Genomic DNA, 21,732 nt, shown 5'->3' on the forward strand with positions numbered 1-21,732 from the left:
AATTAAGGCTGATTTTGTAGAAACTTCCAATTCCTGGTTTCAAGGAAGAGTGAAGCCAAAATCATGTATATACCAATTAACACTAATTGGAATATGCGTATGAATGTGTTGCTATCGATGTCACCGGAGCTCATCAATGTGCTACCAACCAGTACCAGTAAGGTACTAAATGCAGTGGCGAAAATAGGTGCTTTTTCAGGAACCGTGTAGATCTTGGTAGCCATAAGAATGGCAATAAGTCCTATAAACAAAGAATAGAAGACAATGTTGGGTACTATAGAAAGAATTGAAAAAGCAGCAATCGCCAGCAATCCCCCGATACCGTTACTTATCACCAGAAAAGCGCTCAACTTTATCGACTTCTCTGACGTAATCATCAACGATAGCAAGGCAATGAACATCATTGTCAGTAAAGCTTCAGATATTTGAAAAATAAAGAAAAAACAAACGACTGGATAGGAGATAATCATCGCCCTAAAGGCCGCATACCAACGCTGTTTCTTTTCTAGGGGAGCAGCGGCGAACCCTGAGAATTCAGATTTAGGCTCCGGAAAAAAGAAATGTACGAGTGCAAAAATCGTCACCGAAACCACACCTGAGGTTGCCAAGCCCGATGCTAATAATACGGAAACACCCGGATTAGAAATGGCCATGAACGGCAACATGAGCACTGCGATCAACAGAATCGTCGCGAACAAGTTCCATTTAGGGTCAACGAATAAGTAGTAACCCCAAAGCATCATCAAGCCCACTAAAATCAAAAGAGGAACTGGGTAGTGTGTGATACCACGAGATAACAACAAGCCCAACCCCATGGTCACCACCACGGCCAATAACAGCTCGTAGACGGTTTCTTTATGGAGATCTGGCTTATCGATTAAGAACTTGGCTGTGAATACAGGAGCCACAAATGCCAATGGCCAATTGATCCACGCCGCCAAAAATACAGCCAACGTGACCCCGACGGTGTAACGCAGGATCCGTTGCTGTGTTTGTTGGTCGAGAATGGGCTTATCGGACATAAGACAATACGCTTATAAATCGAATCCACAGTTTACCTATCGCATTGAAAACAAAGTTATCACCGCTGTAAACAATCACGTCCGCTTGCCCACCAACTCTCAACATTCCTTGCATATCATCGCGTTCAAATTCAATCATGATAGGAAGCATCTGAGTTTGACGTAACCAGCCTGTTTGCTGACTCGCTTGAGCAAGTTTCCCCGCTTGATCATTTTGCCCCCAGTCCACACCCCAATCGATGCTGCTCACTCGGCCTTTAACGATTTGCCCCGGAGCAAAATCGAGAGCGACTTCCACTTCATCACCAACGGTGACATTACCCAGGCTGTTTTCACGGAAGTAGGCTTCAATCCAAATATCTTCAGTAGAAACAAACGTCATAATGGCTTGCCCTGCAGATGCATAGAAACCTTCTGACAAACTGAAATTAGACACACCACCTTGAGTCGGCGCTTTAATAACCGTACGTTCTAGGTTTAATTGAGCTTGCTCCAACGCCAATAATGCGGCTTTCACTTGGCTGTTTTCTTCACCTTCTTTACCCATTTGTTGTTTCGCGCCTTCAAGATCCGCCTCTGCATTGACAACAGCCGCTCGAGAAGTTGCTAGAGCGGCCCTAGCTTTGTCTGCATCAGATTTAGAGACCACACCTTTGTCGGCCATCTCCAATACACGTTTAGCTTGCAACTTGGTGTTCTGTCTTTCAACAATCGCTGACGTTAGCTTTGCCTGTGCAGAAGCAATACTCGCTGTTTGTGCGCCAACATTTTGCCCAGCAATTTCAAGGTTTTGTTCAGCTTGTGCAACGGCAATTCGGTAATCCGATTCATCAAGAATGGCGAGCGTATCACCTTGATTAACCAATTGATTCGGTTGGACTAAAATATCCAAAACTTTGCCCGACACCTCTGGTTTAATCGGGACGATATAACCCTTCACGCGTGCATTATCAGTGATTGGAATAATACGATCAGCGATTACACTGAATAGCAGTGTAAATGCCACAAAAAATAGGAGGTAGTTCGTGACCTTTCTTACCCTGTCTTTTCCGTTTTTTGGTTGAGTAACTTCTTCACTATCGTCTTGCTTGTTCCCTGTGACTTCAGACATGGGACTCCCTTCTAAATAACTAACATCAACAAAATTAATACCTTAAAAATAAACCCGACCATGGAAAACTCAAGTAAATAGGGTTAGATTTATTAAACTAAACACGCTAAATGATACGCGTGTCTAAATAATGCAATTGCATACAAGGACTGTTGAAATATGGTTGACGCCACTTACCAAGTGCCTGTAATTCAAACCAATTACGCAAAAATACTCGTTCAAGTTTTTACTGACTACGGACTTGATCTACATAAATTGCTAAAGGATTCGGGTTTGCCGCCTGATCTTATCGAGTCTGAAAGCGACTTTGTGCCATCAGAATCGATTAAACGACTGATTTATCTAACGTCGTCACAACTTGGCGTATCTCGCTTTACAGACCTACTCGCCCTCGCCTTTAAACAAAGAATCATCCCATACGTATTGCATCAATTTACCGAGTTCGAAACGATTGAAGATTCGTTAAAACACATCAACACGATTTTCACCTACGATTCTCCCGGCAGCAGAGTCGATTTTATCCAAGAGCATGGGCAAAGTTGGTTTTGTCGAACCGCCCCTGAAGATAGTTCTCCGATGTTCCAATGGGGTGAAGTTTTCGCTATCACCTATATCATTGAACTAATAACCATTTTATCTAAATCACGTTGGCTACCAACCAAAGTCCGCTTACAAGGACATAACACAGACATCGTTAAAACACTGCTTTCAAGTCACTGCCAACTGTTTATCGACCATAGCTCTACAGCCATTATGATCCCTGACGAGATCTTACAAATCCCTATTCGTCTCACGGCCAAAGATTTGAGTAACAAGCCTGCGATTGTTGAGTGGCACACGAGCTTTACTGACAGCGTTTATGAGCTACTCAAGCCTTACATGAAAGAACAAGACCTTTCACTTGAAGAAGCGGCTGAACTGCTCAACTTCTCTGTGCGAACGTTTCAACGCAAACTCAAAAATGAAAATACGACCTATCGAAAGATCAAAGAAAACCTAATGTTTTCAGTCGCATGTGAGCTTATGGAAGAAGGACACACGCTGACCTACATTTCGAGCCAGTTGGGATACACCAACATTTCTCATTTTTCGCGAGCCTTCAAACGTGTTTCAGGCCTCACGCCCAAGATTTACCAACGCTCGATCTCGGCTTAGATGCAGATCTAACCAATTAGCCAGAGCGACACACGCCTAACTAAGGACGATTGGTGTCGCGTAACCTGAGCTAAAACTAGAGCTACACACCCTATTTCGCCCGTTATCTTTGGCGCAATAAAGCGCCTTGTCCGCACTGCGATAAGTCGCTTCGGCTTGTGCCTGTATTTCAGACACACCACTGCTCACGGTTAAATTCAAACTTGTGCCTTTGGCTATCACTTCTTTCAATCGATACATCGCCTCAAACGCTTCTGCCAAGTTAGTTTCTGGCATTAAGATAGCGAACTCCTCACCGCCAACTCGCGCTACGATGTCAGTGTCTCGGCTGTTATTTCTCAACAGTTCAGCGACCTCTTTAAGTGCCGCGTCACCTTGGTCATGGCCGTGGTTATCGTTAATGGATTTAAAGTGATCCAAGTCGATTAGCGCCAAACAAGAGTGCGTATAACCATAACGTTCAGCTAAGTTTGAATAATGGTTGAGATCTTTATCAAAACGGCGACGGTTCCAACACCCTGTTAGGGAATCGGTGTCCACCAGCATTCTTAATCGACGCTCTAATACTTTGCGTCGGCTAATATCCGTAAAGGTCACAACGTATTTATTATTGTGCGGCAGTATTTCAGTTAACTTTTCCACCACTACATTGACAGTAAACTGCTCGCCGAGTCGACTGACCCCACTCAACTCACCTTTCCACCTATGATTTTCCTTAAGTGAACGAGTGATAGTCGATATCAAACTGCTGTTATTCATGAAGCAGAGAGCAGAAATCGGGCGAGACTCGACTTGGTCAAAGGCATAGCCTGAAACTCGAGAGAACTGTTGATTGACTTGTATTACCCTCAATTGACTGTCGAGGATGATAAAACCAGCGACGCCATCAATAATCGCTTCAGACAAGCTATTCTTGCTTTGAGCCATTTCATGTCGATATAGGCGTGCAGTAATGAGGCTGCTGAGCACAAATAAAGCGCACACAGAAAAAGCCATGACTGCCGAAGAAACCACACTCAGTAACCACAGGCTAACGGCCATATTGAGGGCAAGTGTAGACACCACGTATAGCGGAATTTTTCGGTCAAAACTTAACTTGTTCATAGTTTGCTCTGGTGATGGGCGAATCGCTATGATGGCTAAGTTTCCACTAAGATATTTACCATTTTACGACACATACAAATTCAAATTATATGCGTACTTTTAAGATCAAAGGCTTATGCTAATTATTGAGTAAAAAGAGTAAGCTACCGCCACTCAATGAACTTCCGTAATTGAAGTTGATTCCGACACCAAAGTTATCAAAGAAATAAGAATCGTAAGGGACATCAAATACCAAACCAGCCCCAAATTCGTAGTAATAATGGGTGTCAAAAGGATCTTCGAGATCACCCGCGATATCGATTCGTCTGAAGTTATAGTGAACCTGTGGGTTATTTAGGGAAAGTGACTCCCACTTTACGTTTTGTCTGAATTCAATCTCATTAATAAACCGGAAACCTTCAGGGTTACCGATATCACCGTCGTTGGCTTCTCCCCACCCTGTCCCATAAAAATAACGAGCTCTAGAAGATACGTTCCAGCTTCCCCAGTTAGTCGGCTTTAAATACTGCAACTTAACGGAAGGCTCGCCGATTAATGCCCATGCTGACGTGTTCAACGCATAACCATCGAGTTGCGATTGAAAGGTTCTGGTGTAACTGTTTTTGTATTCGTATTTATTGCGGTAATAGAGTGTGTGGACACCTAAGCCATAACCGATAGACCAATGTCGATCTAACTGGTTTTGAAGCCCCATAAAGCCATACAGGCCCAACACGGTGTCTTTATTTGGATTCAGACGACGATCAGAAGTCACGTCGGTTGAGAACTCAATGTCTTGTTCTGACAACACATAAGATGCGCGCACAGACCAAATCACATCGAGATCAGGATTGTCGGTTTTGATGGTCGACGAATAAGGAATGGAACCAACGCTCACCTGGCTACGGGTATCAATGGTTTTGTCAGAACCAAAACCGTTGTCATTGAGATTAATAAACGAGTTCGGATCAAAATCAACAAAGCCAATCGAAACAGCGTCACTGTCTGTAAGGGCAATCGATGCGGCGAATATCTTCTCTAAACGATCCTTTATCGCTTCATTTGAAGCATACGCAGTCGAAGACATGAAGCTACCAAGAATAAGGGGAATTAAGGTGTGACATAACGTGCGGGGTGAAAGCATTAAGTTGACTCCATTCAAACTTATGCTTCAAGTGTAATTGGTAATATCACTATTTCAATCAGATAGTTAATGCAGGCGTTGATATCCCTCTAAGTTCCAGTTGTAAGAGTGTCGCTAAATCTATCGCGCCCCAAAGCTCTTCTACGTCTTGTATCCTAAAATAAATAATCATACGTACTCCTCTTTAAGTCGAAGTACCATCTTGGATCAATCTCGACAGGGATACTTACCATAATACGCCACACCCGGTTTAAGAGCTGTTTCGCATATAAAAGAATAAGCGTTTGAAAATTATAAGTTTATCTCCTAAGTTTTTTATAACCCTTTACTCAGGAAGATGTAGATGAGCAATATAGAAAAAGTATATGGATTTAATACGCCCCAACGGCTCTTTGTCGGTTACACACTCGCCGTACTCGTTGATTTAACCGTTCTCAATTTTTTTGATGAATACTGGGACTTCGTCAATATCGAGTCTTTCACCATTTCATTTGCTGCCGCGATTTTGCTACAGCTGTTGCTCAAGTTATCCATCGGCTTAGAACATAAGCTCGCGGATTACTTCAAGTCGAAACCCGGCACTGCCCCTAAGATCTACAGAGGCCTGTCGAGCTACGTGATTCTCGTCGGTTCAAAGTTCGTTACGCTTGAAGCGATCAACATTCTATTTGGTGACAAAGTCGATTTCACAGGCCCTTGGAACGGTGTCATCGCCTTCTTTGCTGTGGTCTTTACCATTCTGGTTGCCGAAGTGATTGTTTCTAAAATCTACTTTGCACTGGATGACACGCAGAAAACCGAAAAAGCCTAAGCGCTCGAATAGATTAGGTTTAATCGAACGAGAAACAAAAAAGTGAGCCACTAAGGGCTCACTTTTTACGTTTAGCTTTAAGTCTAAACAAGATAACGTTTAGCGAAATTAGATAAACACTCTCGCTCTAATACCGAATACCCAAGCGCTGCTTTCACTAGAGAACGCAGGATCTTTGATGTACTGAATATCTGGCGTAACTTGAAGGTGCTCACCAAACTGCATGTTGTAGTAGATTTCAGCTGTCCACTGCTCTGTACCACCACTTATCGCTTTCGCATCAGCTTCAAAAGAATCACCGTTCACTTCAGCCCAGTTCAGCGCGACACCTAGGTTATTGGTTGGTTTTCCTAACCCGAAATAGCCCATACCAACGGAAATTGATTTATCGTAAAGGGCAACATCCCCTTCAGAGAAACCACCACGAACAAACGGCATCACTTGAGGAGTCATAAACTGACTCCATGAAAAATTAACCCCTGAACCACCTTCCGTTGCAAGGCTATTACTATGACGAGTATCGTCGCCAAAATCCCAGAAGGTCACGTGGAAGTTATCGGTATAGATCTGCTCTTGCGAAGCCGTCCAACCTAACTCCAATGTTGTAAAGTAAGATGCATCGCTACCAAAAGCGGTGTCAAAGCCATCAAAGATATCATCTGACTGACCATTTGCATCGGCGATACCACCGACCACATAAAAATTCTCGCCGAGCATATGACCCGCAGAAAGCGCAAGCACACCATCATCCGGCAAGCCCATGGCACCTGAACCTGTCGAGAATGCTAAATTCGTAAAACCAGACCACGGGCTTGCTAAAGCGTAAACATCGGCATAGTTCGTCACATCTTGCCAGCCAACAATAATGGTGCCTTTACCATCGTTGATTTTTTTCTTCCAATTTAAGTCAGTAACTCGAAAACCTTGGTCACTGAAAGCTGGAGCGATCAAGCCTACATATCCAATTTGGTCTGAACCTATAAAGCCAAACTCTTTTGGTGAAGTATTGCCATAGGCATGCCTATGTTCGACCTTCCATACCAAGCTACCTGAGTTCTGCGTGCCGTTCCCTAGTAGGTGCCATGAACCGTACAGTCGCGCCACACCCGATGAGGCATCTACACTATCGCCACCAACCCCATCTCCAGAGGTAAGGCCTAAAGCAAAGTAATCCGCACCAAATGTAAAGCCATCTGCGGCAAGCTTTTCGCGCCAATTCAGCTGCTGATCTTTTTGTTGTGCAATGGTATTTTCAACAGAGTCTGGACCTTCAAAGTTCGCGCTATAAACCGCAGGACTCAATGAGGTTACCGCCACCATCACTGCCATACTTACTTTAGATAATCTTGAATTCATCTTTGTCACCAATGCTTTTTAAGTTCGTTCTATTTTATTCATTGCTCACATCGAAAATTGTCATTTGATGACAACCATTAATTTTCTTTCTCGTAATAGTCTTCAATCATTGAAGCATTCATTTCATAGCCCATAGTGAGGTTGCTTTTCCCATCAACGAGATAAACCTCTTCGGTCACTTTGTTCGAGCTAAAGTCACCTTCTACCCATACTGGATACTGAACGTTCTGTACCTGAAAGCCTTCAGGGAAAGACACACGCACAATCTGGTTTGCAGGTGGTGGTGGCATGTGGATACACGCTCCTGCCACGGGAACTAATAAGAATTCTGTTGCTGTCATTCCTTCAGAGAACTCTAAAGGAACAATAAAACCGGGTACTCGAACCTTCTTGCCATCAAACTCAGTGGTGATCGCTTCAGCGCTCGCTTTCATGGTTTGCATATACTCATCACGAAGTGCGATCACTTCATCTGCGTTGATGCCTTGCTCTTTTAACGTTTCTTTGAATTCCACAGCCTGTTGTTGCACTTGTTCTTCCTTTGATGCACTCATCGCTATCACACCTTGTAATAGGCGCATTTGTTGATCGGTCAGATCAGGCATTTCGAGTGTCACTTCCTGTGCAGCAGAATTAAGGTCTTGCCACTCAAGAGCAACGGCCGTATTGGCATAAGTGGGTAGAGAGACGGTAGTAAGTGATAACACTGACAAGACAAGAGAAAGTGTTTTTTGCATGATGTGCACCTTGAAGAAAGAGGCCTACCGGAGCAGGCCATCAATTAAACGAAGTTAAAGTGTATTCTTGTAGACTTTGCCATCTTTCATGATGACTTTGATGGTATCGATTTCAGGGTTGCGTGGCTCTGCATCAAACCATTTCTCGTTTGCCCCAATCACGGATAAGTCTTCAAGTGGGTTACCTTCTACGATAAGTAGATCGGCGTACGCACCTTCTTCCACCACACCCAATTTACCGTCTGGATACGGGTCCATCACGCCAGATAACTTCATGATTTCACCATTTACTGATGTCATGCCTTTCAAGGTGAAGAAGTTACCCAGCTCTTTACCCGCAAGGTAAATCGTGTGGTCGGTTTGTTTAATACAAGAAACCATGTCACCAACACAGTCCGTGTGGAAACCCCATTTAGGCTGATACTTGTTTACGTTCGAGATGTAGTCTTTGAATGCTTTAGTTGCAGACTCTGCTTTACGCTTAGAGGCTGGGTTAGAGTTGATCGCTTCTATCTGAGTTAAATATGGTGAGAACGCGGTCATATTGGTGGTGATATACGCGCCTTTGTCTTCCATTTTGTCGGCAATATCGCCATCAAACATAAAGCCATGCTCAATGGTTTTAACCCCTGCATCGAGGTTACGCATAATCGCTTTTTTACTGTAGGCATGCGACATAACATAAGAGCCATAAGCATCTGCGACTTCAACTGCAGCTTCAATTTCTTCCGCTGACATCGCATTTAGCTGCCACGGGTCAAAAGATGATGCAACACCGCCCGATGACATGATCTTTATCTGACTGTTACCTTGCTTAAAGTTCTGACGTGCCGCCGCTTTAATTTCAGTAATACCATCCGCATTAAAGCTCACGCTATTGCGAGCCATACTGGTTGTTGAACCAAAGAAATGTTGGTTAGCCGTGGTTAGGTTACTAAAATCGGCGTGAGATCCTGTTGGGCCAATAAAGGCACCCGACGTGTAAAGACGTGGCCCCGTTATCATCCCAGAATCGATCGTTTTACGCAGGCCTGTATTCAAACCACCAGCATCACGCCAAGTAGTAAAGCCCGATTGGAATGCTGCGTTTGCGTTAACCGTTGAACGCGCCGCTAGCTCTTCGATAGTACGGTTGTTTTCATGATCGCTCAGGTTTCCGCCGTTCAGCAATAAGTGCCCGTGGCCTTCAATCAAGCCTGGCATCAAGGTTTTCCCTTCACCATCAATCACGACAGCCTCGCCTGCTTCAATAGGGCTTGCTGAGATCTGTTTGATCAGATTGTCTTCAACGAGAACATGATGGTTTTCATAAAGCTTGTTTTCTGTGCCGTTGAAGATATCAACATTCGTAAAAAGCGTTGATGCCGCGTTTGCCGAGAGAGCAAATGAGCAAGAAAGCGCTACCATAGAAAGCTTTAAGCCTGCATTTTTCATTTTCACACCTTGTTATCCGTAAATGAGTGGAATCCATTTCCCATAACGAGTCCATAACTACGATTGAGTGTCATGAGGTTTCAAAGGTGTTTTTAGGAATTACGACAAGCGTAAACGACAGCACTAAAACATCTCATCAACATTCAATAACTTAGTAGTGATATTGACACTCTTCAAGGTTGAAAAACGGCCATTTGATGACACAGGGGAATTCTAAGAAGATTGTGTGATGCTCAGCAGTATGATTTCCGGTATTGTCTAGGTGTCATGTTCATTTGGCGTTTGAAAGCGCGTGTGAAGTGAGATGAGTCAGAATACCCCATCTTAGAACCGATACTGGTAATGGAAAGGTCAGAGTACTTTAGCAACTCTAAGGTCTGCTCTAGCACCATATCTTCAATGAGCTTTTTATAGGTGACACCTTCCCTATCAAGTCGTCTTTGAATAGTACGAACATGAATATTGAGAATGTCAGAGGCTAAACTTATTGGAAGTTTACCCATTGATAGGTAAGGTTTTATCGCCAAACAAAATGATGGGACAAACGTGTTGGGAAAAGCCGAGTTACTTTTAGCGTCATCCTCTGCTTTGGGACGAGCCTGGGCTTGCCTCGCCAAAACTATCGGCGACAACATCATTGCTTCAGGAATACAAAAGGCCGTCACAGGCCTTCCACTGAAAAGCTGAGCCGGCCCCATTTGCGGTAAACATTGAAAGCTTTCTATATCATCCCCTTGAATGCCCACTTCGGTTGGAGCCCACTGCCCTTGTGTCAATTTCAGTAGCAATTCATTCATGAACACCACGGCAAACAGTTCTGAAAAATGAGCCCAAACACTGTCGTTGTGTTGCTTCTCACGAACAAACCACCACTTTCCGCCCGATTGAGTCACATACATATTGGCGTCACTGGATTGCAGCTTTATCTGCTCACAAAACTGCTCTAAAGCCGATTTCAATGAACTTTCTTGGGAGAGTTGAGCGACAAACCTTGGAACATAAACCTGTTTACAAAAATTCCAAATATACAGGGCAAATTCTTCTTTGGACGAAGCGCGACCCATAAGATCCAGCACGTTCTTGATCGTGGTTTCTGGAAGATATTGATAGTGCTGACGATTGGTTAATATATCGTTAGGGATTTTCGCATCGCGGAGCAAAGAATAGATATCACCATCTAGGTGTTGGAATAACCCAAGAAAGAGTTCAACTTCTTCTTTGCTCACTATCGCAAGTGATTGGTGACTCATTGGCATCCGTTCCTCTAAAGCAATCCATGAAAAGTAATTCAGCTTACGTTACAAGATAGCAGACTTTATCACGACTAACGGAGGCATAATTTCGACCGGAACCTTGATACACCCCGTATTTTCTCGCGAGCCGCTAGCTAACACTCAACGTTAATCACCAATCACTAATCACTAATCACTAATCACTAATCACTAATCACTAAAGTAAAACTAACTCGCGTCTTCTCACCAAGAAGGCTCTCACATGATCGTAAATCAGATTAAACACAAACGCGTAAATGGTAATAAAAATGGTCACGCCGATATCCATTAAGAATGCCTGCCAAATCCCCACATTAAGCAAGAAAGCCATCACTGGGATCGTCGCTATCAACAAGCCTGCTTCAAACAAAACCACATGGAATATTCTCAGCTTAAGTGAACGCTGAGATTTTTCACCCGTAAAGTAGCGATCAAAAATGCGGTTAAAGCAGTAATTCCAAATCATAGCGATTGTCGCGACAACTATCATGGTTCCTGATAAGGCATTCACATCATGATCGGTAAATATCGCCAAGCCCATAATTGAAAGTGTTACGGCCAAAACTTCGAATAACACTGAGTGGAACACTCTTTCTAACGTACTCATACATTCCTCTAAATAATCTAGTCTGTGTTGGATTAGCTCGGATTATGTCATCGAAAATAATAAGAGAAAGTTAACAGCCATCACGATTAGTGATAGCCTGAGCATTATCATCCCATTTGGTATTGAGCGAGAGGTAACATGTACAGTTTTGAGCAACTAAAAGTCTTCGTCACCGTGTGTGAAAGTGGCTCTTTTTCTGCTGCAGCACGCAAGCTGAAACGCGCTCAGTCTGGTGTCAGCCAATCGATCGCCAATCTCGAAATAGCTATCGACCAAGAGTTGTTTAACCGCGAGAAAAACATCCCCGTTTTGACCAACACAGGTAAAGCGTTATTGCCTGTCGCTAAGTCGATTCTCGACCAACAAAAGTACTTCGACCAAAAAGTAGAATCGCTGACCCAAGAAGATGAACACGAACTGATCATTGCCATTGATGAGAGCATCATAGATAAGAATTTCATTAAGATAATCAGCTCACTAGCCGATCAGTTTCCAATCACACACTTCGATATTATTACCACCTCAACCTTCGATGTTGAAGACTTAGTCAGACGCGGAAAAGCGCAGATTGGCATCATCTATGCGGACGGTGAACTTAAGGTAGATATGGACTTCTTCTTGCTAGGCCAAGCACGCTTTCTCACTGTCAGCTCTGCCACACACGAGCTGAGCCAAATGTCCGTCGTTCAAGACTCAGACCTAAAGCGCTACCGCCAATGTGTGCATCGTAGCTCGAAGCAGCGCGAATTGTGGTTCACCTATGGCATTAGCTCGATGCTTTGGTATGCCAACAACCACAAAACAATCATAGATCTCGTTGAACAGAACGTAGGGTGGGCAAATGTGCCTGAAATGATGGTGATGGAAGGAATTCAGAAAGGCGATCTCGTTGCACTGCCAGTGGCACACGAACATGGTGGTTGGATTACTCCTGTGGGTTGCTTAGTGTCTCGCAGCCATATCAATGGCCCAGTGTTAACAAGTTTACTTGAAAAACTAAAAGGCCACTCATTAGAGAACAATCAATGGCAAGCCAACTAATCTCCCCCAATCCTTGAGTTCACCTATTTCAGCAACGGAATCCTAAATCAATGACGGTGGTGTTTTCTCCAGCACTACCTCATTTCCGCTTTTCGTGCCGATAATTTTCTTTGTCGTGTGGATAAAACACCCTAGTTGATATCCCAAAGTGACATAACTAGTATGCGATCCCAAAGGGTTTGTCTTATCAAACTGATATCGACAAAACCAAATCGCTCTTTAACACCACTGACCCAACTTCAAATCTCCCACATAAGTGCCCCTGCCCTGCAACCACTTGTGAAAGCTTCAAATAGATCACTTTTGAATATTGATTCGCACCCAGTTTATGAGCCCTCTTCGAGTGCTTTTTTATATCTAAATGAACCTTTTGGAAAATTTGTCGTGAACGTTTTAAGAAATATTTGCCCTGAGAAAATGGGCAAAGAGCGTAACAAACGAGAGTATGATTTACGCGTACTTAATTGTGTCAGTGAAAGCGAATATGAATCGCGTATGGCAGTTTGGAATAGCTTAACTTTGGTTGCTACTCCGTCTGTTTCAGAAACAAAAGGCTTCATCGATGAGGCTTTCAACAAACTTCAGCAAGACTTGAAAGAAGCGAGCCGCGAGTTATCGATTAACTACACGGACTTCATTGCAATGGCCCATGAAGAACTTAACTACATTAAGGTGTTTGTTGCTGATAAGACCGCACAATACGGCTGGTATGCCGCGATCGTTCTTATGATCATCGGTACTGTTGCTTTATGCGCTCAGTAAACAAAACTGTGTATTCAATAAATTGTCTTAAAAGCTCAAGCGATAGGCCAATTTAGCCTTTCTATGAGCCTGTTCTTTAACTAGAAAACAAATGGTTAACCTCATTTGTTTTCTAGTCTATAACCCCTTCACTCCCCCATTAGAGACAACAGATCCCGCGTCGCTTGTTTTGGATCTTCAGCGTGACATATCGCAGATACCAGTGCTAATCCATGAATACCGCTCTCAACTAACTGCGGGATATTCGATTCGTTAATTCCACCAATACCGACAATCGGTAACTTCGTTGTCTCCAACGCCATTTTAATACCGTCATAACCCCAATGTTTCTTAAGATTTGTCTTAGTCGGTGTGACAAAAAGCGCACTGAGGCCAATGTAATCGATCGGCAGACTATCGGCTTCTTGAAGCTGTTGTTCAGTTTCAATCGACAGACCAAGAATCTTATCTGGACCAATCAACTGACGCGCTAACTCAGCCGGCATATCTGACTGTCCTAAATGCAAGCCGTCAGCATCCACAGCCAACGCAACGTCCACTCGGTCATTAATAATCAACGGCACATTAGAACCTGCCAAAATCGACTTAACGGCCTGCGCTCGTTCAATGAAAGCTCTCACATCTCCATGCTTCTCTCTTACTTGAACCATAGTGACACCACCAGCGATTGCTTGTTCAACCACAAACTTAAGCGTTTCTAAATCTTGTTGGTCATCCGTTACTAAGTAGAGCTTATAAGGGTTCATATTGTGCCTTTGGAGTCGGAGTCTAAATTGAGTTGCTACCATTTTACCGACAATTCGCATCATGTGCATGGAAGTTAATACTAAATTAGCTCAATTAAGCGCGCACCATTGAATATACAACTCGTTGAAAGCATACCGAAAATCCTGAAACTTTTAACGAAAGCGTTACTTATTACACAAACTATTCACTTAAGCCTGCCCGGAACGCTGTTTTATGGAATACTTCGCTATGAAGGAATCAGGTAAATATAGGGATAGTTATGCGCCACCTTTCTATAGCGTTTAAGATCAAGCTGGGTTATGCCATCTGCTTACTCTTTTTCGTCATTTCAGGCCTTGTGAGTTACAAAGGTATCCAAACCTTGTCGAACGGCTTTAGCCAGTACAGTGAGCTCAGCCACAAGGCGACATTATCAAGCAACATTCAAGTGCACTTTCTTCAGATGCGTTTAGCCTCTGAACGTTACTTAGAGTCATTGGATGAGCAATACGAAACGAATTATCAATCAAGCAAACTCGCGATTGATGAACTGCTGAACAACTTAATCCAAACCACCACCAAAACCGATAGCCTAGCTAGCCTGCAATTAGTGCAAGACAGCGTGGCGGCATTTGACACGGCTTATGGCTCAATGAAACAGAGCCAGCTGCTCATCGACCAATTGGTGAATGTCGAGATGGTCAAACGAGAAACCAACGCCCTCAAAGCCGCTCAGAGCTTGTTGTATGAGTCGTACAACAACAACGATCCAAACGCGAGTTTATACGCGGGTATGTTGATGGAAAACTTCCTCGCAGCCAAGATCACTGTATTGACTTACTCAAACAACAACGACCTAAAAACCTATGAAGCGGGTAAAGATATCTTTGAATACGCGTTGCCGGGTATTGAAGGCGACATTGAGTCTCTCAAATCATCCCCTTACCAAAGCGAGCTTATTGAAGACTTCTCTAACCAGCGTGAAGCGTATGCAAAAGGCTTTGAGCAAGTTCATCAACAAATGATCGAGAACACGCAAAGAACTGCGACTCTTGCCTCGATTGGTGACAGCTTGGCTATCGCGGTAGCGGATGCTCAAAGTATTCTAGAGCAACAGAAACAAGCATTAACGCCAGAACTGCAAGCCAGTGAAAAACGTTCAGTTCAAATCATCTTCTTGCTAACGGGTGTGGCTTTGGTGATTGGTATGACGAGCGCTGTGTTGGTGACTCGTTCTATTACCAAAGGCATCGCACAGGTTAAACAGATCACCAATGAGCTTTCTCAAGGCAACTTAAATGTTGAAGTGAACATCGAGAGCAAGAACGAGATTGGCGAACTGCTGACCAACATGGAGATCACCATCGAGTCGCTGCGTGATATTGTTGGTCAAGTGAACCGTTCTAGTGTGCGTATTGGTGAGATGTCGGAGTCACTCAATCAAGTGACCAATAACAGCTCCACCAACGCGACACAGTTGAACAATGAAATGATCAATATCTCTTCTGCCGTTGATCAATTGGCTTCGAGCACATCAGAAATTGCTGCAAGTGCTAACCACGCCTCTCAAGTTGCGAACCAAGCGACCGAGAATGTGGCGATGGGACTGAAAGAAGTAGATAAAACACTGCATGAAATTGGCAGCGCCGATGAAAGCATGCAGGTCAGCAGCCAGAAAGTGACTGACCTACATAAAGAGTCGATGAACATTGGTGCCATTCTTGAAGTCATCAAAGGCGTTTCTGAGCAAACTAACCTGTTGGCATTGAACGCTGCTATCGAAGCTGCTCGTGCGGGTGAACAAGGTCGTGGATTTGCAGTCGTAGCCGATGAAGTGAGAACGCTCGCTAAGCGTACCCAAGATTCAGCTAGCCAAATTGATGAGCTCATCACCTCGTTACAACGTGGCGCTAAAGATGCGTTAGAGTCGATCAAAGAGAGCCACAGCACGGTTTCAGATGCTTCAACTCAGGCACAACAAGCTTCTCAGAATTTGCATGTGATTAACCAACACATCCAAGATCTGAATCAGGCCAACAGCCAGATCGCAGTATCTGTTGACGAACAAGATTGCTTAACCAAGTCGTTGGGTGAAAACGCGCAAGGTGCAAATACCATCGCGCAGAGCAACCAAGAATCTGTCAGCAGCATTTCAGGTGCCGCGAGCGACTTAACCGAAGTTGCTCATCACTTAGAAAGCCAAGTGAATCGATTTAGAACCTAACGAAGCCAATTGCTCATATAACGAGATAACTAACACGACGACGAGTTAATACGGTTTTGAAGCAATAATAGAAAAGCCCTCAACACATATGTGCTGAGGGCTTTTTAATAAGCTACGAATACAGATCTAGATTGAATCTACTGAACCTTCAAACGTTGGGTCAGAGTCTCTTCGTCCAATTGATACAGCTCATCAAGTAAGTTCATTTGCAAGCTACCTGGGCCGCGCGAGTTCTCAGCTGCGATTTCACCAACCACACCTAATACCGCCGCTGCCGCTAAACCACTTTCATCTCCAACAGCAGCAAATGCGCCCGTCAATGCCGTTAAGGTACAACCCATACCGGTCACATACGGCATCATTGGGTGCCCGTTGTTTAACGTCACCACGCTGTCTTTGGTGACAACGTAATCTGTCTCACCAGAAATCACCACATTCGCACCATATTCAGCGACTAAGCATTGCGCTGCGCCTAATGCGGCATCACTGCTATCTAGCGCATCAACGCCTTTGCTCTGCGCTTGCTCGCCCGCTAACGCGATTATCTCTGACGCGTTACCACGAATGATCAACTTGTCAGCTAAGCGTGCAATTTCACGAGAAGTCTCGGTACGCAGCGTACTAGCACCGCAACCCACAGGGTCAAGAACCACAACCTTGTTGTTCGCATTCGCTTGTTCAACAGCAAGGTACATTCTTGGCGTCCAAACGCTGTCGAGCGTGCCGATGTTAATCACAAGCGCGCCAGAGAAAGACATCATCTCAGCCAGTTCTTGCTGCGAGTGCGCCATAATAGGCGAAGCGCCAATCGCTAATAACGCATTGGCCGTATTGTTCATCACGACGTAGTTTGTGATGTTCACAACCAGTGGCTTTTGCTCTCGTACTGCGCGTAGCGATTGAATGATTTGTTCAGTTAGCATGGGTAAATCCTTATTCGTGAAAGTCGCTTTTAAGCCGCTATTGAGTCATTAAGAGCGTTCAGCCCTTGCTGCCAAAAAGCCACTTCCATACGCGTTGCGGTTTTGAAAATATGAACGATGTTTTGACCGCGCTCGCTGTTGATATCAATTTCAGCAAGCAGTTGATTGAAGTATTCCGCACCCGTTACTACACCAGACTGGAACTCTTCACCGCCATACAGTTGCAACCAGCTCGCATATGGGTTGCCTTCTAATACAGTATCACTGCTTTCTAACAGCGCTTTACCGATAACAGCGTAACCAATTGAACACGGAGCCAACGCCGCATATAAGTCGACAAGATCACCTGTCATCCCCGCATCCAGAACGTAGCGCGTGTAAGCAACTGTACCGAAATCCTCGGGCTCGTTTTCTAAATCCGATTCGGTTAAACCCCACTGACCACAGTAAGTCACGTGGTGAGAGATCTCAGAATCTAGCAGCGCATGAACACTTGGCAGTGCACGGCGCATATCAGCCAACGTTTTTGCCTTGTAAATCGCCAATGCATAAGCGCGGGCATACTGTTTTAAGAACAGGAAATCTTGCTTCAAGTAATGCAGAAAACACGGCTGAGCAAGAGTGCCTTTCGCCAGCGTTTTAACAAAATCATGCTCGGTGTAGTCTTGCCAATCTTGCTGACAGGCTTGGATTAAGTCTTGGTATTTCATGAGATTCCTTAGTCAAAAGTCGGTACGTAATCAGCGGCTTTTGGTAGTGATTTGATGATGCCTTTGTCGAACATGAACTGTGCGTAATCGTCGTAACGCTTCATATCTACAGCAGAAGGGCGAAGTGCAAAGCGAGTCAGTGTGTCGTTCCATGCACGTTGGTTAAGTTCGTTGTTCAACGTATCTGGTGAATACGCCACAAACTCACTCCATGACTCTTGTGGGTGGTTCACAATGTAAGTGGTTGCTTGTTCAAGTGCTTTGTTGAACGCTTTGATTGCTTCGTCGTCGTGCTGCTTTGCGTTCGCAACAAAGATAAGCTCGTCGTAAGCGGGCACACCGTGCTCTTCAGGGAAGAATGCCTTAGCTTTAAAACCTTCAAGTGCTAACTGGTTAGTTTCGAAGTTACGTAAGCCACCCCAGATTGCATCTACCTTGCCTGATGCCAATGAAGATGAAAGTGCCCAACCGACATTGATGGTTTGCACGTCGGTAAATGCAACATTTTCTTGAGCTAGCATGGTACCGATGGTCGCTTCTTCGTTACCCGCAATCGCAATACCGATCTTTTTGCCTTTCAGATCCGCTAGTGAATCGTTCTTGCCATTATCTAAAACCATCAACGTATTCAGTGGCGTTGCGATAAGAGTAGATGCACGAACGAGAGGCAAACCCGCTGCTACATCCATGGTTAAACTTGGTTGGTAAGTTACCGCTAGATCGACTTTACCTGCTGCGACCAATTTTGCTGGCGTGCTTGGGTCAGCTGGCTCTTGGATTTCCACCTCTAAGCCTTGGTCAGCAAAGTAGCCACGCTCTTGAGCAATCACAATCGGGCCGTGGTTCGGGTTCACAAACCAATCCAACATCAGTGTCAGTTTCTTTTGTTCAGAATCCGCCAATGCATGACCTGAAACTAGCGAAGCAAGCAGTGCCACTGCACCTACCAATTTGGTATTTTTCATAGTTAACCTTTCCTTTTGAATATTATTATTGTGTTTCTAGAGCTAATTTTTAACGAGGTTTGTTTAGATAAATAGCGTGAGCGAAGCTTTATTAAACAAAGAGTTATTGAGCGAACCATCACTGGTTCTCCCAAGGGATAGCTTTTTTGAGTAATTTGTCTGTGATGAAGTAGAGCGAGATAGACAGCACCGCCAAGATGAATAAGGCCGCAAACATCTCATCAATGATCATGCGTGCGTTGGCTTGCAGCATTAGGTAACCCAGCCCTTCACTCGAACCCACCCACTCGCCGACGACTGCACCAATTGGAGCAATCACCACAGCGACACGAATGCCAGACGCCAAAGTTGGCAGCGCAGCAGGCAGTTGGATATAACGCAACAATTGCCATTTCGATGCACCCATGGTCTTAGCAAGATCAAGATAACCAGTCGGTGTATTTCGCAGGCCGTCGTAGCAACAGGTAGTCACAGGGAAGAAGATAATGATCGCCGCCATCACCACTTTTGACGCGATGCCATAACCAAGCCACAGCATCAACACTGGCGCAATCGCAAACACAGGGATCGCTTGGCTAGCAATTAAGATAGGCAACAACCAACGTTTCAGCGGTTCGAACATCAACATCTGTAGGGCGAAAAACAGCCCCATGGATAAACCGAGCAATAGACCAAGTAAGATCTCCTGCGCAGTCACCCAAGTGTGTTTGAGTAGCACGTCGTAACGTTCAATTAGCTTGATGAAGACTTCTTCGGGAGCTGGCAGAATGAAGCTTGGCATCTCGAAGATAACCACCACCAGTTGCCATAAACCGAGAATCACAGCACTACTGATCAGCAAACGCATAACGGGATTCATCTGACGCGGGCGCTTAGTCGTGATCTGTGTGTTAGTTGAACGAGCCACAGCTTCGCTTCGCGTTAGATCATTCATAATCACGCTCCAACTGATCTAAGATCGCTTGTTGTAACTCAGCACATTCACCGTCTAACACTCGTGGCGTAGCTGTATTAGGCACCGACAATGACTGTGCACTCGCAGGTGTGCCTTGCAACACATACAAGTTATCCGCCAAACGCACCGCCTCTTGTGGATCATGAGTGATCAACACAACAGTTTTATCTCTTAACAGTTCACACGCTAAGCTCTGTAACTTGTGTCTTGTTACCGCATCCAGCGCAGAGAAAGGCTCATCCATCAGCACCACTGGCTTGTCTTGCATTAAGGTGCGAGCCAAAGCAACACGCTGACGCATACCGCCAGACAATTGATCTGGCATCGCATTCGCGTAATCGACCAAACCAACCGCAGCGAGCAACTCTAGTGCTTGATTGGTTTGAAGTGCTTTATCAGAAGCTGGATTTTGAAAGCGATGACTCAGGCATACATTGTCGATAACCGACAGCCACGGCAGTAATAAATCCTGCTGCGCCATGTAAGCGATGCGATCCGTTAAAGGCAGTTCATCGGACGTTGCCAATGTGCCCTGCCACTCCACCTTGTCGTCCAACAAGCCTGCCAGATAACGTAATACCGTGGTTTTTCCGCAGCCACTTCGACCCAGCAACACCGTCCACTTACCTGCGTTTAAGCTAAGCGACAACCCAGACAAGGTAGCGTGCTCACTGTCGTTATAACGTAAGGAGGCATTGCTGAGTTGAACACCCACCGTATTAACGGACATTACCGTGCCCAGCGAAGAAGTGATTTACCGGGCCATGACCTTGGCCAACTTGCAACTCATCAGCATGAGCAATCGCGCGCGAAATGTATTGTTTGCCTAGGTCGACAGCCTCTGAAAGCGTGTTGCCTTGAGCCAAGAAAGAAGCAATAGCAGAAGAAAGCGTACAGCCCGTGCCATGCGTGTTTTTGGTAGGAAAACGCTTCGCGCTAATCAGAGCAGATGTGGTTGGCAGAATCAGTAAATCGTTACTGTTCTCATCCTTCTCTAAGTGGCCGCCTTTGAGAAGAACGGCTTTGGCACCCAGTGCACGTAGGTCTTCAATCATGCCCTGCATTTCGGCTTCGCTTTCAGGGACAGCTTTGCCTGTCAGTGCTGCGCCTTCTGGCAAGTTAGGAGTAATGATGTCTGCGAGCGGAATCAGCTCTTGTTTTAGCGTGGTGGTAGCCGAGTTTTCTAACAGCAGATCACCACTTGTCGCGACCATTACAGGGTCGATCACTAGGTGTTTAGGTTGGTATTGTTTGATTTTGTCCGCGACAACTTTGATGATTTGCGAATCGGCCAACATGCCGACTTTCACTGCCACGATATTGAGATCAGTAAAAACCGCATCTAACTGGCTAGCGACATGGTCGAGTGGAATAGGAAAAATGGCTGACACGCCTTGAGTGTTCTGGGAAGTGATAGCGGTAATCACAGAACAAGCAAAACTACCGGTAGCAGACATGGCTTTAATATCAGCTTGGATACCGGCACCGCCGCCACTGTCAGAACCCGCGATGGTTAAAACAATCGGAGTATTCGTGCGAATCGTGTCTTCAGCAGAGTGCTGCTGTGTTGAGGGTTTTGGAGTTGAGGCTTTTGGCGTTAAATCTTTTGAAATAGAACTGTGTGTCATTGTCGCTCCTACTATCTTACAAGACGTAGGAGAACGAACACTGATCGAAGGAGAAGTCGCATTAGGC

General features: G+C 44.8%; 21 protein-coding genes. 5 read left to right on the forward strand and 16 right to left on the reverse strand.

The features are described from left to right. Window positions 1-2: 2 nt before the first annotated feature. Both QWZ07_RS02860 and QWZ07_RS02865 read right to left on the reverse strand, forming a co-directional pair. Window positions 3-1,022: a DUF2955 domain-containing protein gene (locus tag QWZ07_RS02860; RefSeq protein WP_017109124.1), complete on the reverse strand. Its 1,020-nt coding sequence runs from the start codon at window positions 1,020-1,022 to the stop codon at window positions 3-5. Continuing rightward, entirely contained in the window at window positions 1,012-2,133 is a 1,122-nt protein-coding gene (locus QWZ07_RS02865) for an HlyD family secretion protein (RefSeq protein ID WP_017109123.1), read from the reverse strand. The genes QWZ07_RS02860 and QWZ07_RS02865 overlap by 11 nt, the downstream gene beginning before the upstream one ends. A 159-nt stretch (window positions 2,134-2,292) precedes the next feature. Here QWZ07_RS02865 and QWZ07_RS02870 point away from each other — a divergent pair, with 159 nt between their 5' ends. Then, window positions 2,293-3,288, forward strand: coding sequence for a helix-turn-helix domain-containing protein (locus QWZ07_RS02870; protein ID WP_192852831.1), 996 nt, complete (start codon window positions 2,293-2,295; stop codon window positions 3,286-3,288). Window positions 3,289-3,324: 36 nt separating this feature from the next. Here the strand turns inward: QWZ07_RS02870 and QWZ07_RS02875 are convergent, their stop codons facing one another. Together QWZ07_RS02875 and QWZ07_RS02880 are read right to left on the reverse strand one after the other, a co-directional pair. Then, window positions 3,325-4,392, reverse strand: a complete 1,068-nt coding sequence (locus tag QWZ07_RS02875; protein WP_192852830.1) for a sensor domain-containing diguanylate cyclase — start codon at window positions 4,390-4,392, stop codon at window positions 3,325-3,327. 118 nt (window positions 4,393-4,510) lie between these two features. Continuing rightward, entirely contained in the window at window positions 4,511-5,515 is a 1,005-nt protein-coding gene (locus QWZ07_RS02880) for a Solitary outer membrane autotransporter beta-barrel domain (RefSeq protein ID WP_102343964.1), read from the reverse strand. Between the two features lie 343 nt (window positions 5,516-5,858). On the opposite strand from QWZ07_RS02880, the gene QWZ07_RS02885 reads away from it, so the two are divergent. Next, entirely contained in the window at window positions 5,859-6,326 is a 468-nt protein-coding gene (locus QWZ07_RS02885; RefSeq protein WP_192852829.1) for a hypothetical protein, read from the forward strand. 108 nt (window positions 6,327-6,434) lie between these two features. Here QWZ07_RS02885 and QWZ07_RS02890 read toward each other — a convergent pair whose 3' ends face one another. From QWZ07_RS02890 to QWZ07_RS02910, 5 genes are all read right to left on the reverse strand, one after another. Then, complete coding sequence (locus QWZ07_RS02890) at window positions 6,435-7,682, reverse strand: carbohydrate porin (RefSeq protein ID WP_390226481.1); 1,248 nt, start codon at window positions 7,680-7,682, stop codon at window positions 6,435-6,437. 77 nt (window positions 7,683-7,759) lie between these two features. Beyond that, the gene (locus QWZ07_RS02895) at window positions 7,760-8,419 is read right to left on the reverse strand and encodes a DUF3299 domain-containing protein (RefSeq protein ID WP_076666702.1); all 660 of its coding nucleotides are present in this window, start codon (window positions 8,417-8,419) and stop codon (window positions 7,760-7,762) included. A gap of 54 nt (window positions 8,420-8,473) precedes the next feature. Beyond that, window positions 8,474-9,853 carry a metal-dependent hydrolase family protein gene (locus tag QWZ07_RS02900; RefSeq protein WP_065104617.1) on the reverse strand — a complete coding sequence of 460 codons (1,380 nt, stop codon included), beginning with the start codon at window positions 9,851-9,853 and terminating at the stop codon, window positions 8,474-8,476. A 233-nt stretch (window positions 9,854-10,086) separates the two neighbouring features. Further along, window positions 10,087-11,109: a helix-turn-helix domain-containing protein gene (locus QWZ07_RS02905; RefSeq protein WP_192852828.1), complete on the reverse strand. Its 1,023-nt coding sequence runs from the start codon at window positions 11,107-11,109 to the stop codon at window positions 10,087-10,089. Between the two features lie 193 nt (window positions 11,110-11,302). Continuing rightward, window positions 11,303-11,731: a PACE efflux transporter gene (locus QWZ07_RS02910; RefSeq protein ID WP_017105132.1), complete on the reverse strand. Its 429-nt coding sequence runs from the start codon at window positions 11,729-11,731 to the stop codon at window positions 11,303-11,305. Window positions 11,732-11,869: 138 nt separating this feature from the next. Between QWZ07_RS02910 and QWZ07_RS02915 the strand changes: the two genes are divergently transcribed. Together QWZ07_RS02915 and QWZ07_RS02920 are read left to right on the forward strand one after the other, a co-directional pair. Continuing rightward, window positions 11,870-12,772: a LysR family transcriptional regulator gene (locus QWZ07_RS02915; protein ID WP_099165706.1), complete on the forward strand. Its 903-nt coding sequence runs from the start codon at window positions 11,870-11,872 to the stop codon at window positions 12,770-12,772. Between the two features lie 417 nt (window positions 12,773-13,189). Beyond that, the gene (locus tag QWZ07_RS02920; protein ID WP_009844840.1) at window positions 13,190-13,534 is read left to right on the forward strand and encodes a hypothetical protein; all 345 of its coding nucleotides are present in this window, start codon (window positions 13,190-13,192) and stop codon (window positions 13,532-13,534) included. 128 nt (window positions 13,535-13,662) lie between these two features. On the opposite strand, the gene thiE is transcribed toward QWZ07_RS02920, so the two are convergent. Next, window positions 13,663-14,280, reverse strand: coding sequence for a thiamine phosphate synthase (thiE, locus tag QWZ07_RS02925; protein ID WP_192852827.1), 618 nt, complete (start codon window positions 14,278-14,280; stop codon window positions 13,663-13,665). Between the two features lie 260 nt (window positions 14,281-14,540). On the opposite strand from thiE, the gene QWZ07_RS02930 reads away from it, so the two are divergent. Further along, on the forward strand, window positions 14,541-16,484 hold the full coding sequence (locus QWZ07_RS02930; RefSeq protein ID WP_192852826.1) for a methyl-accepting chemotaxis protein: 1,944 nt from the start codon (window positions 14,541-14,543) through the stop codon (window positions 16,482-16,484). Window positions 16,485-16,621: 137 nt separating this feature from the next. On the opposite strand, the gene thiM is transcribed toward QWZ07_RS02930, so the two are convergent. The 6 genes from thiM to thiD all read right to left on the reverse strand — a co-directional run bounded on the left by thiM (window position 16,622) and on the right by thiD (window position 21,665). Beyond that, entirely contained in the window at window positions 16,622-17,407 is a 786-nt protein-coding gene (gene thiM / locus QWZ07_RS02935; RefSeq protein ID WP_192852825.1) for a hydroxyethylthiazole kinase, read from the reverse strand. A 29-nt stretch (window positions 17,408-17,436) separates the two neighbouring features. Next, window positions 17,437-18,117, reverse strand: coding sequence for a thiaminase II (gene tenA, locus QWZ07_RS02940; RefSeq protein ID WP_192852824.1), 681 nt, complete (start codon window positions 18,115-18,117; stop codon window positions 17,437-17,439). Between the two features lie 8 nt (window positions 18,118-18,125). Further along, window positions 18,126-19,082 (reverse strand): ABC transporter substrate-binding protein, encoded by a 957-nt coding sequence (locus QWZ07_RS02945; RefSeq protein WP_017067315.1) that lies wholly within the window; start codon window positions 19,080-19,082, stop codon window positions 18,126-18,128. A gap of 118 nt (window positions 19,083-19,200) precedes the next feature. Next, on the reverse strand, window positions 19,201-20,016 hold the full coding sequence (locus QWZ07_RS02950; RefSeq protein ID WP_192852823.1) for an ABC transporter permease: 816 nt from the start codon (window positions 20,014-20,016) through the stop codon (window positions 19,201-19,203). Then, window positions 20,009-20,767, reverse strand: a complete 759-nt coding sequence (locus QWZ07_RS02955) for an ABC transporter ATP-binding protein (RefSeq protein ID WP_192852822.1) — start codon at window positions 20,765-20,767, stop codon at window positions 20,009-20,011. Before QWZ07_RS02955 ends, QWZ07_RS02950 begins: the two co-directional genes overlap by 8 nt. After that, window positions 20,757-21,665, reverse strand: a complete 909-nt coding sequence (gene thiD, locus QWZ07_RS02960; RefSeq protein WP_192852821.1) for a bifunctional hydroxymethylpyrimidine kinase/phosphomethylpyrimidine kinase — start codon at window positions 21,663-21,665, stop codon at window positions 20,757-20,759. The genes QWZ07_RS02955 and thiD overlap by 11 nt, the downstream gene beginning before the upstream one ends. Window positions 21,666-21,732 lie beyond the last annotated feature (67 nt).

The sequence above is a fragment of the Vibrio lentus genome (genome assembly GCF_030409755.1).
GTDB lineage: Bacteria > Pseudomonadota > Gammaproteobacteria > Enterobacterales > Vibrionaceae > Vibrio > Vibrio lentus.

Excerpts from the sequence above, each read along its gene's own strand:
- QWZ07_RS02860 (WP_017109124.1), bottom strand. The coding sequence starts at position 1,022 with ATGTCCGATAAGCCCATTCTCGACCAACAAACACAGCAACGGATCCTG.
- QWZ07_RS02865 (WP_017109123.1), bottom strand. The coding sequence starts at position 2,133 with ATGTCTGAAGTCACAGGGAACAAGCAAGACGATAGTGAAGAAGTTACT.
- QWZ07_RS02870 (WP_192852831.1), top strand. The coding sequence starts at position 2,293 with ATGGTTGACGCCACTTACCAAGTGCCTGTAATTCAAACCAATTACGCA.
- QWZ07_RS02875 (WP_192852830.1), bottom strand. The coding sequence starts at position 4,392 with ATGAACAAGTTAAGTTTTGACCGAAAAATTCCGCTATACGTGGTGTCT.
- QWZ07_RS02880 (WP_102343964.1), bottom strand. The coding sequence starts at position 5,515 with ATGCTTTCACCCCGCACGTTATGTCACACCTTAATTCCCCTTATTCTT.
- QWZ07_RS02885 (WP_192852829.1), top strand. The coding sequence starts at position 5,859 with ATGAGCAATATAGAAAAAGTATATGGATTTAATACGCCCCAACGGCTC.
- QWZ07_RS02890 (WP_390226481.1), bottom strand. The coding sequence starts at position 7,682 with ATGAATTCAAGATTATCTAAAGTAAGTATGGCAGTGATGGTGGCGGTA.
- QWZ07_RS02895 (WP_076666702.1), bottom strand. The coding sequence starts at position 8,419 with ATGCAAAAAACACTTTCTCTTGTCTTGTCAGTGTTATCACTTACTACC.
- QWZ07_RS02900 (WP_065104617.1), bottom strand. The coding sequence starts at position 9,853 with ATGAAAAATGCAGGCTTAAAGCTTTCTATGGTAGCGCTTTCTTGCTCA.
- QWZ07_RS02905 (WP_192852828.1), bottom strand. The coding sequence starts at position 11,109 with ATGCCAATGAGTCACCAATCACTTGCGATAGTGAGCAAAGAAGAAGTT.
- QWZ07_RS02910 (WP_017105132.1), bottom strand. The coding sequence starts at position 11,731 with ATGAGTACGTTAGAAAGAGTGTTCCACTCAGTGTTATTCGAAGTTTTG.
- QWZ07_RS02915 (WP_099165706.1), top strand. The coding sequence starts at position 11,870 with ATGTACAGTTTTGAGCAACTAAAAGTCTTCGTCACCGTGTGTGAAAGT.
- QWZ07_RS02920 (WP_009844840.1), top strand. The coding sequence starts at position 13,190 with ATGGGCAAAGAGCGTAACAAACGAGAGTATGATTTACGCGTACTTAAT.
- thiE (WP_192852827.1), bottom strand. The coding sequence starts at position 14,280 with ATGAACCCTTATAAGCTCTACTTAGTAACGGATGACCAACAAGATTTA.
- QWZ07_RS02930 (WP_192852826.1), top strand. The coding sequence starts at position 14,541 with ATGCGCCACCTTTCTATAGCGTTTAAGATCAAGCTGGGTTATGCCATC.
- thiM (WP_192852825.1), bottom strand. The coding sequence starts at position 17,407 with ATGCTAACTGAACAAATCATTCAATCGCTACGCGCAGTACGAGAGCAA.
- tenA (WP_192852824.1), bottom strand. The coding sequence starts at position 18,117 with ATGAAATACCAAGACTTAATCCAAGCCTGTCAGCAAGATTGGCAAGAC.
- QWZ07_RS02945 (WP_017067315.1), bottom strand. The coding sequence starts at position 19,082 with ATGAAAAATACCAAATTGGTAGGTGCAGTGGCACTGCTTGCTTCGCTA.
- QWZ07_RS02950 (WP_192852823.1), bottom strand. The coding sequence starts at position 20,016 with ATGAATGATCTAACGCGAAGCGAAGCTGTGGCTCGTTCAACTAACACA.
- QWZ07_RS02955 (WP_192852822.1), bottom strand. The coding sequence starts at position 20,767 with ATGTCCGTTAATACGGTGGGTGTTCAACTCAGCAATGCCTCCTTACGT.
- thiD (WP_192852821.1), bottom strand. The coding sequence starts at position 21,665 with ATGACACACAGTTCTATTTCAAAAGATTTAACGCCAAAAGCCTCAACT.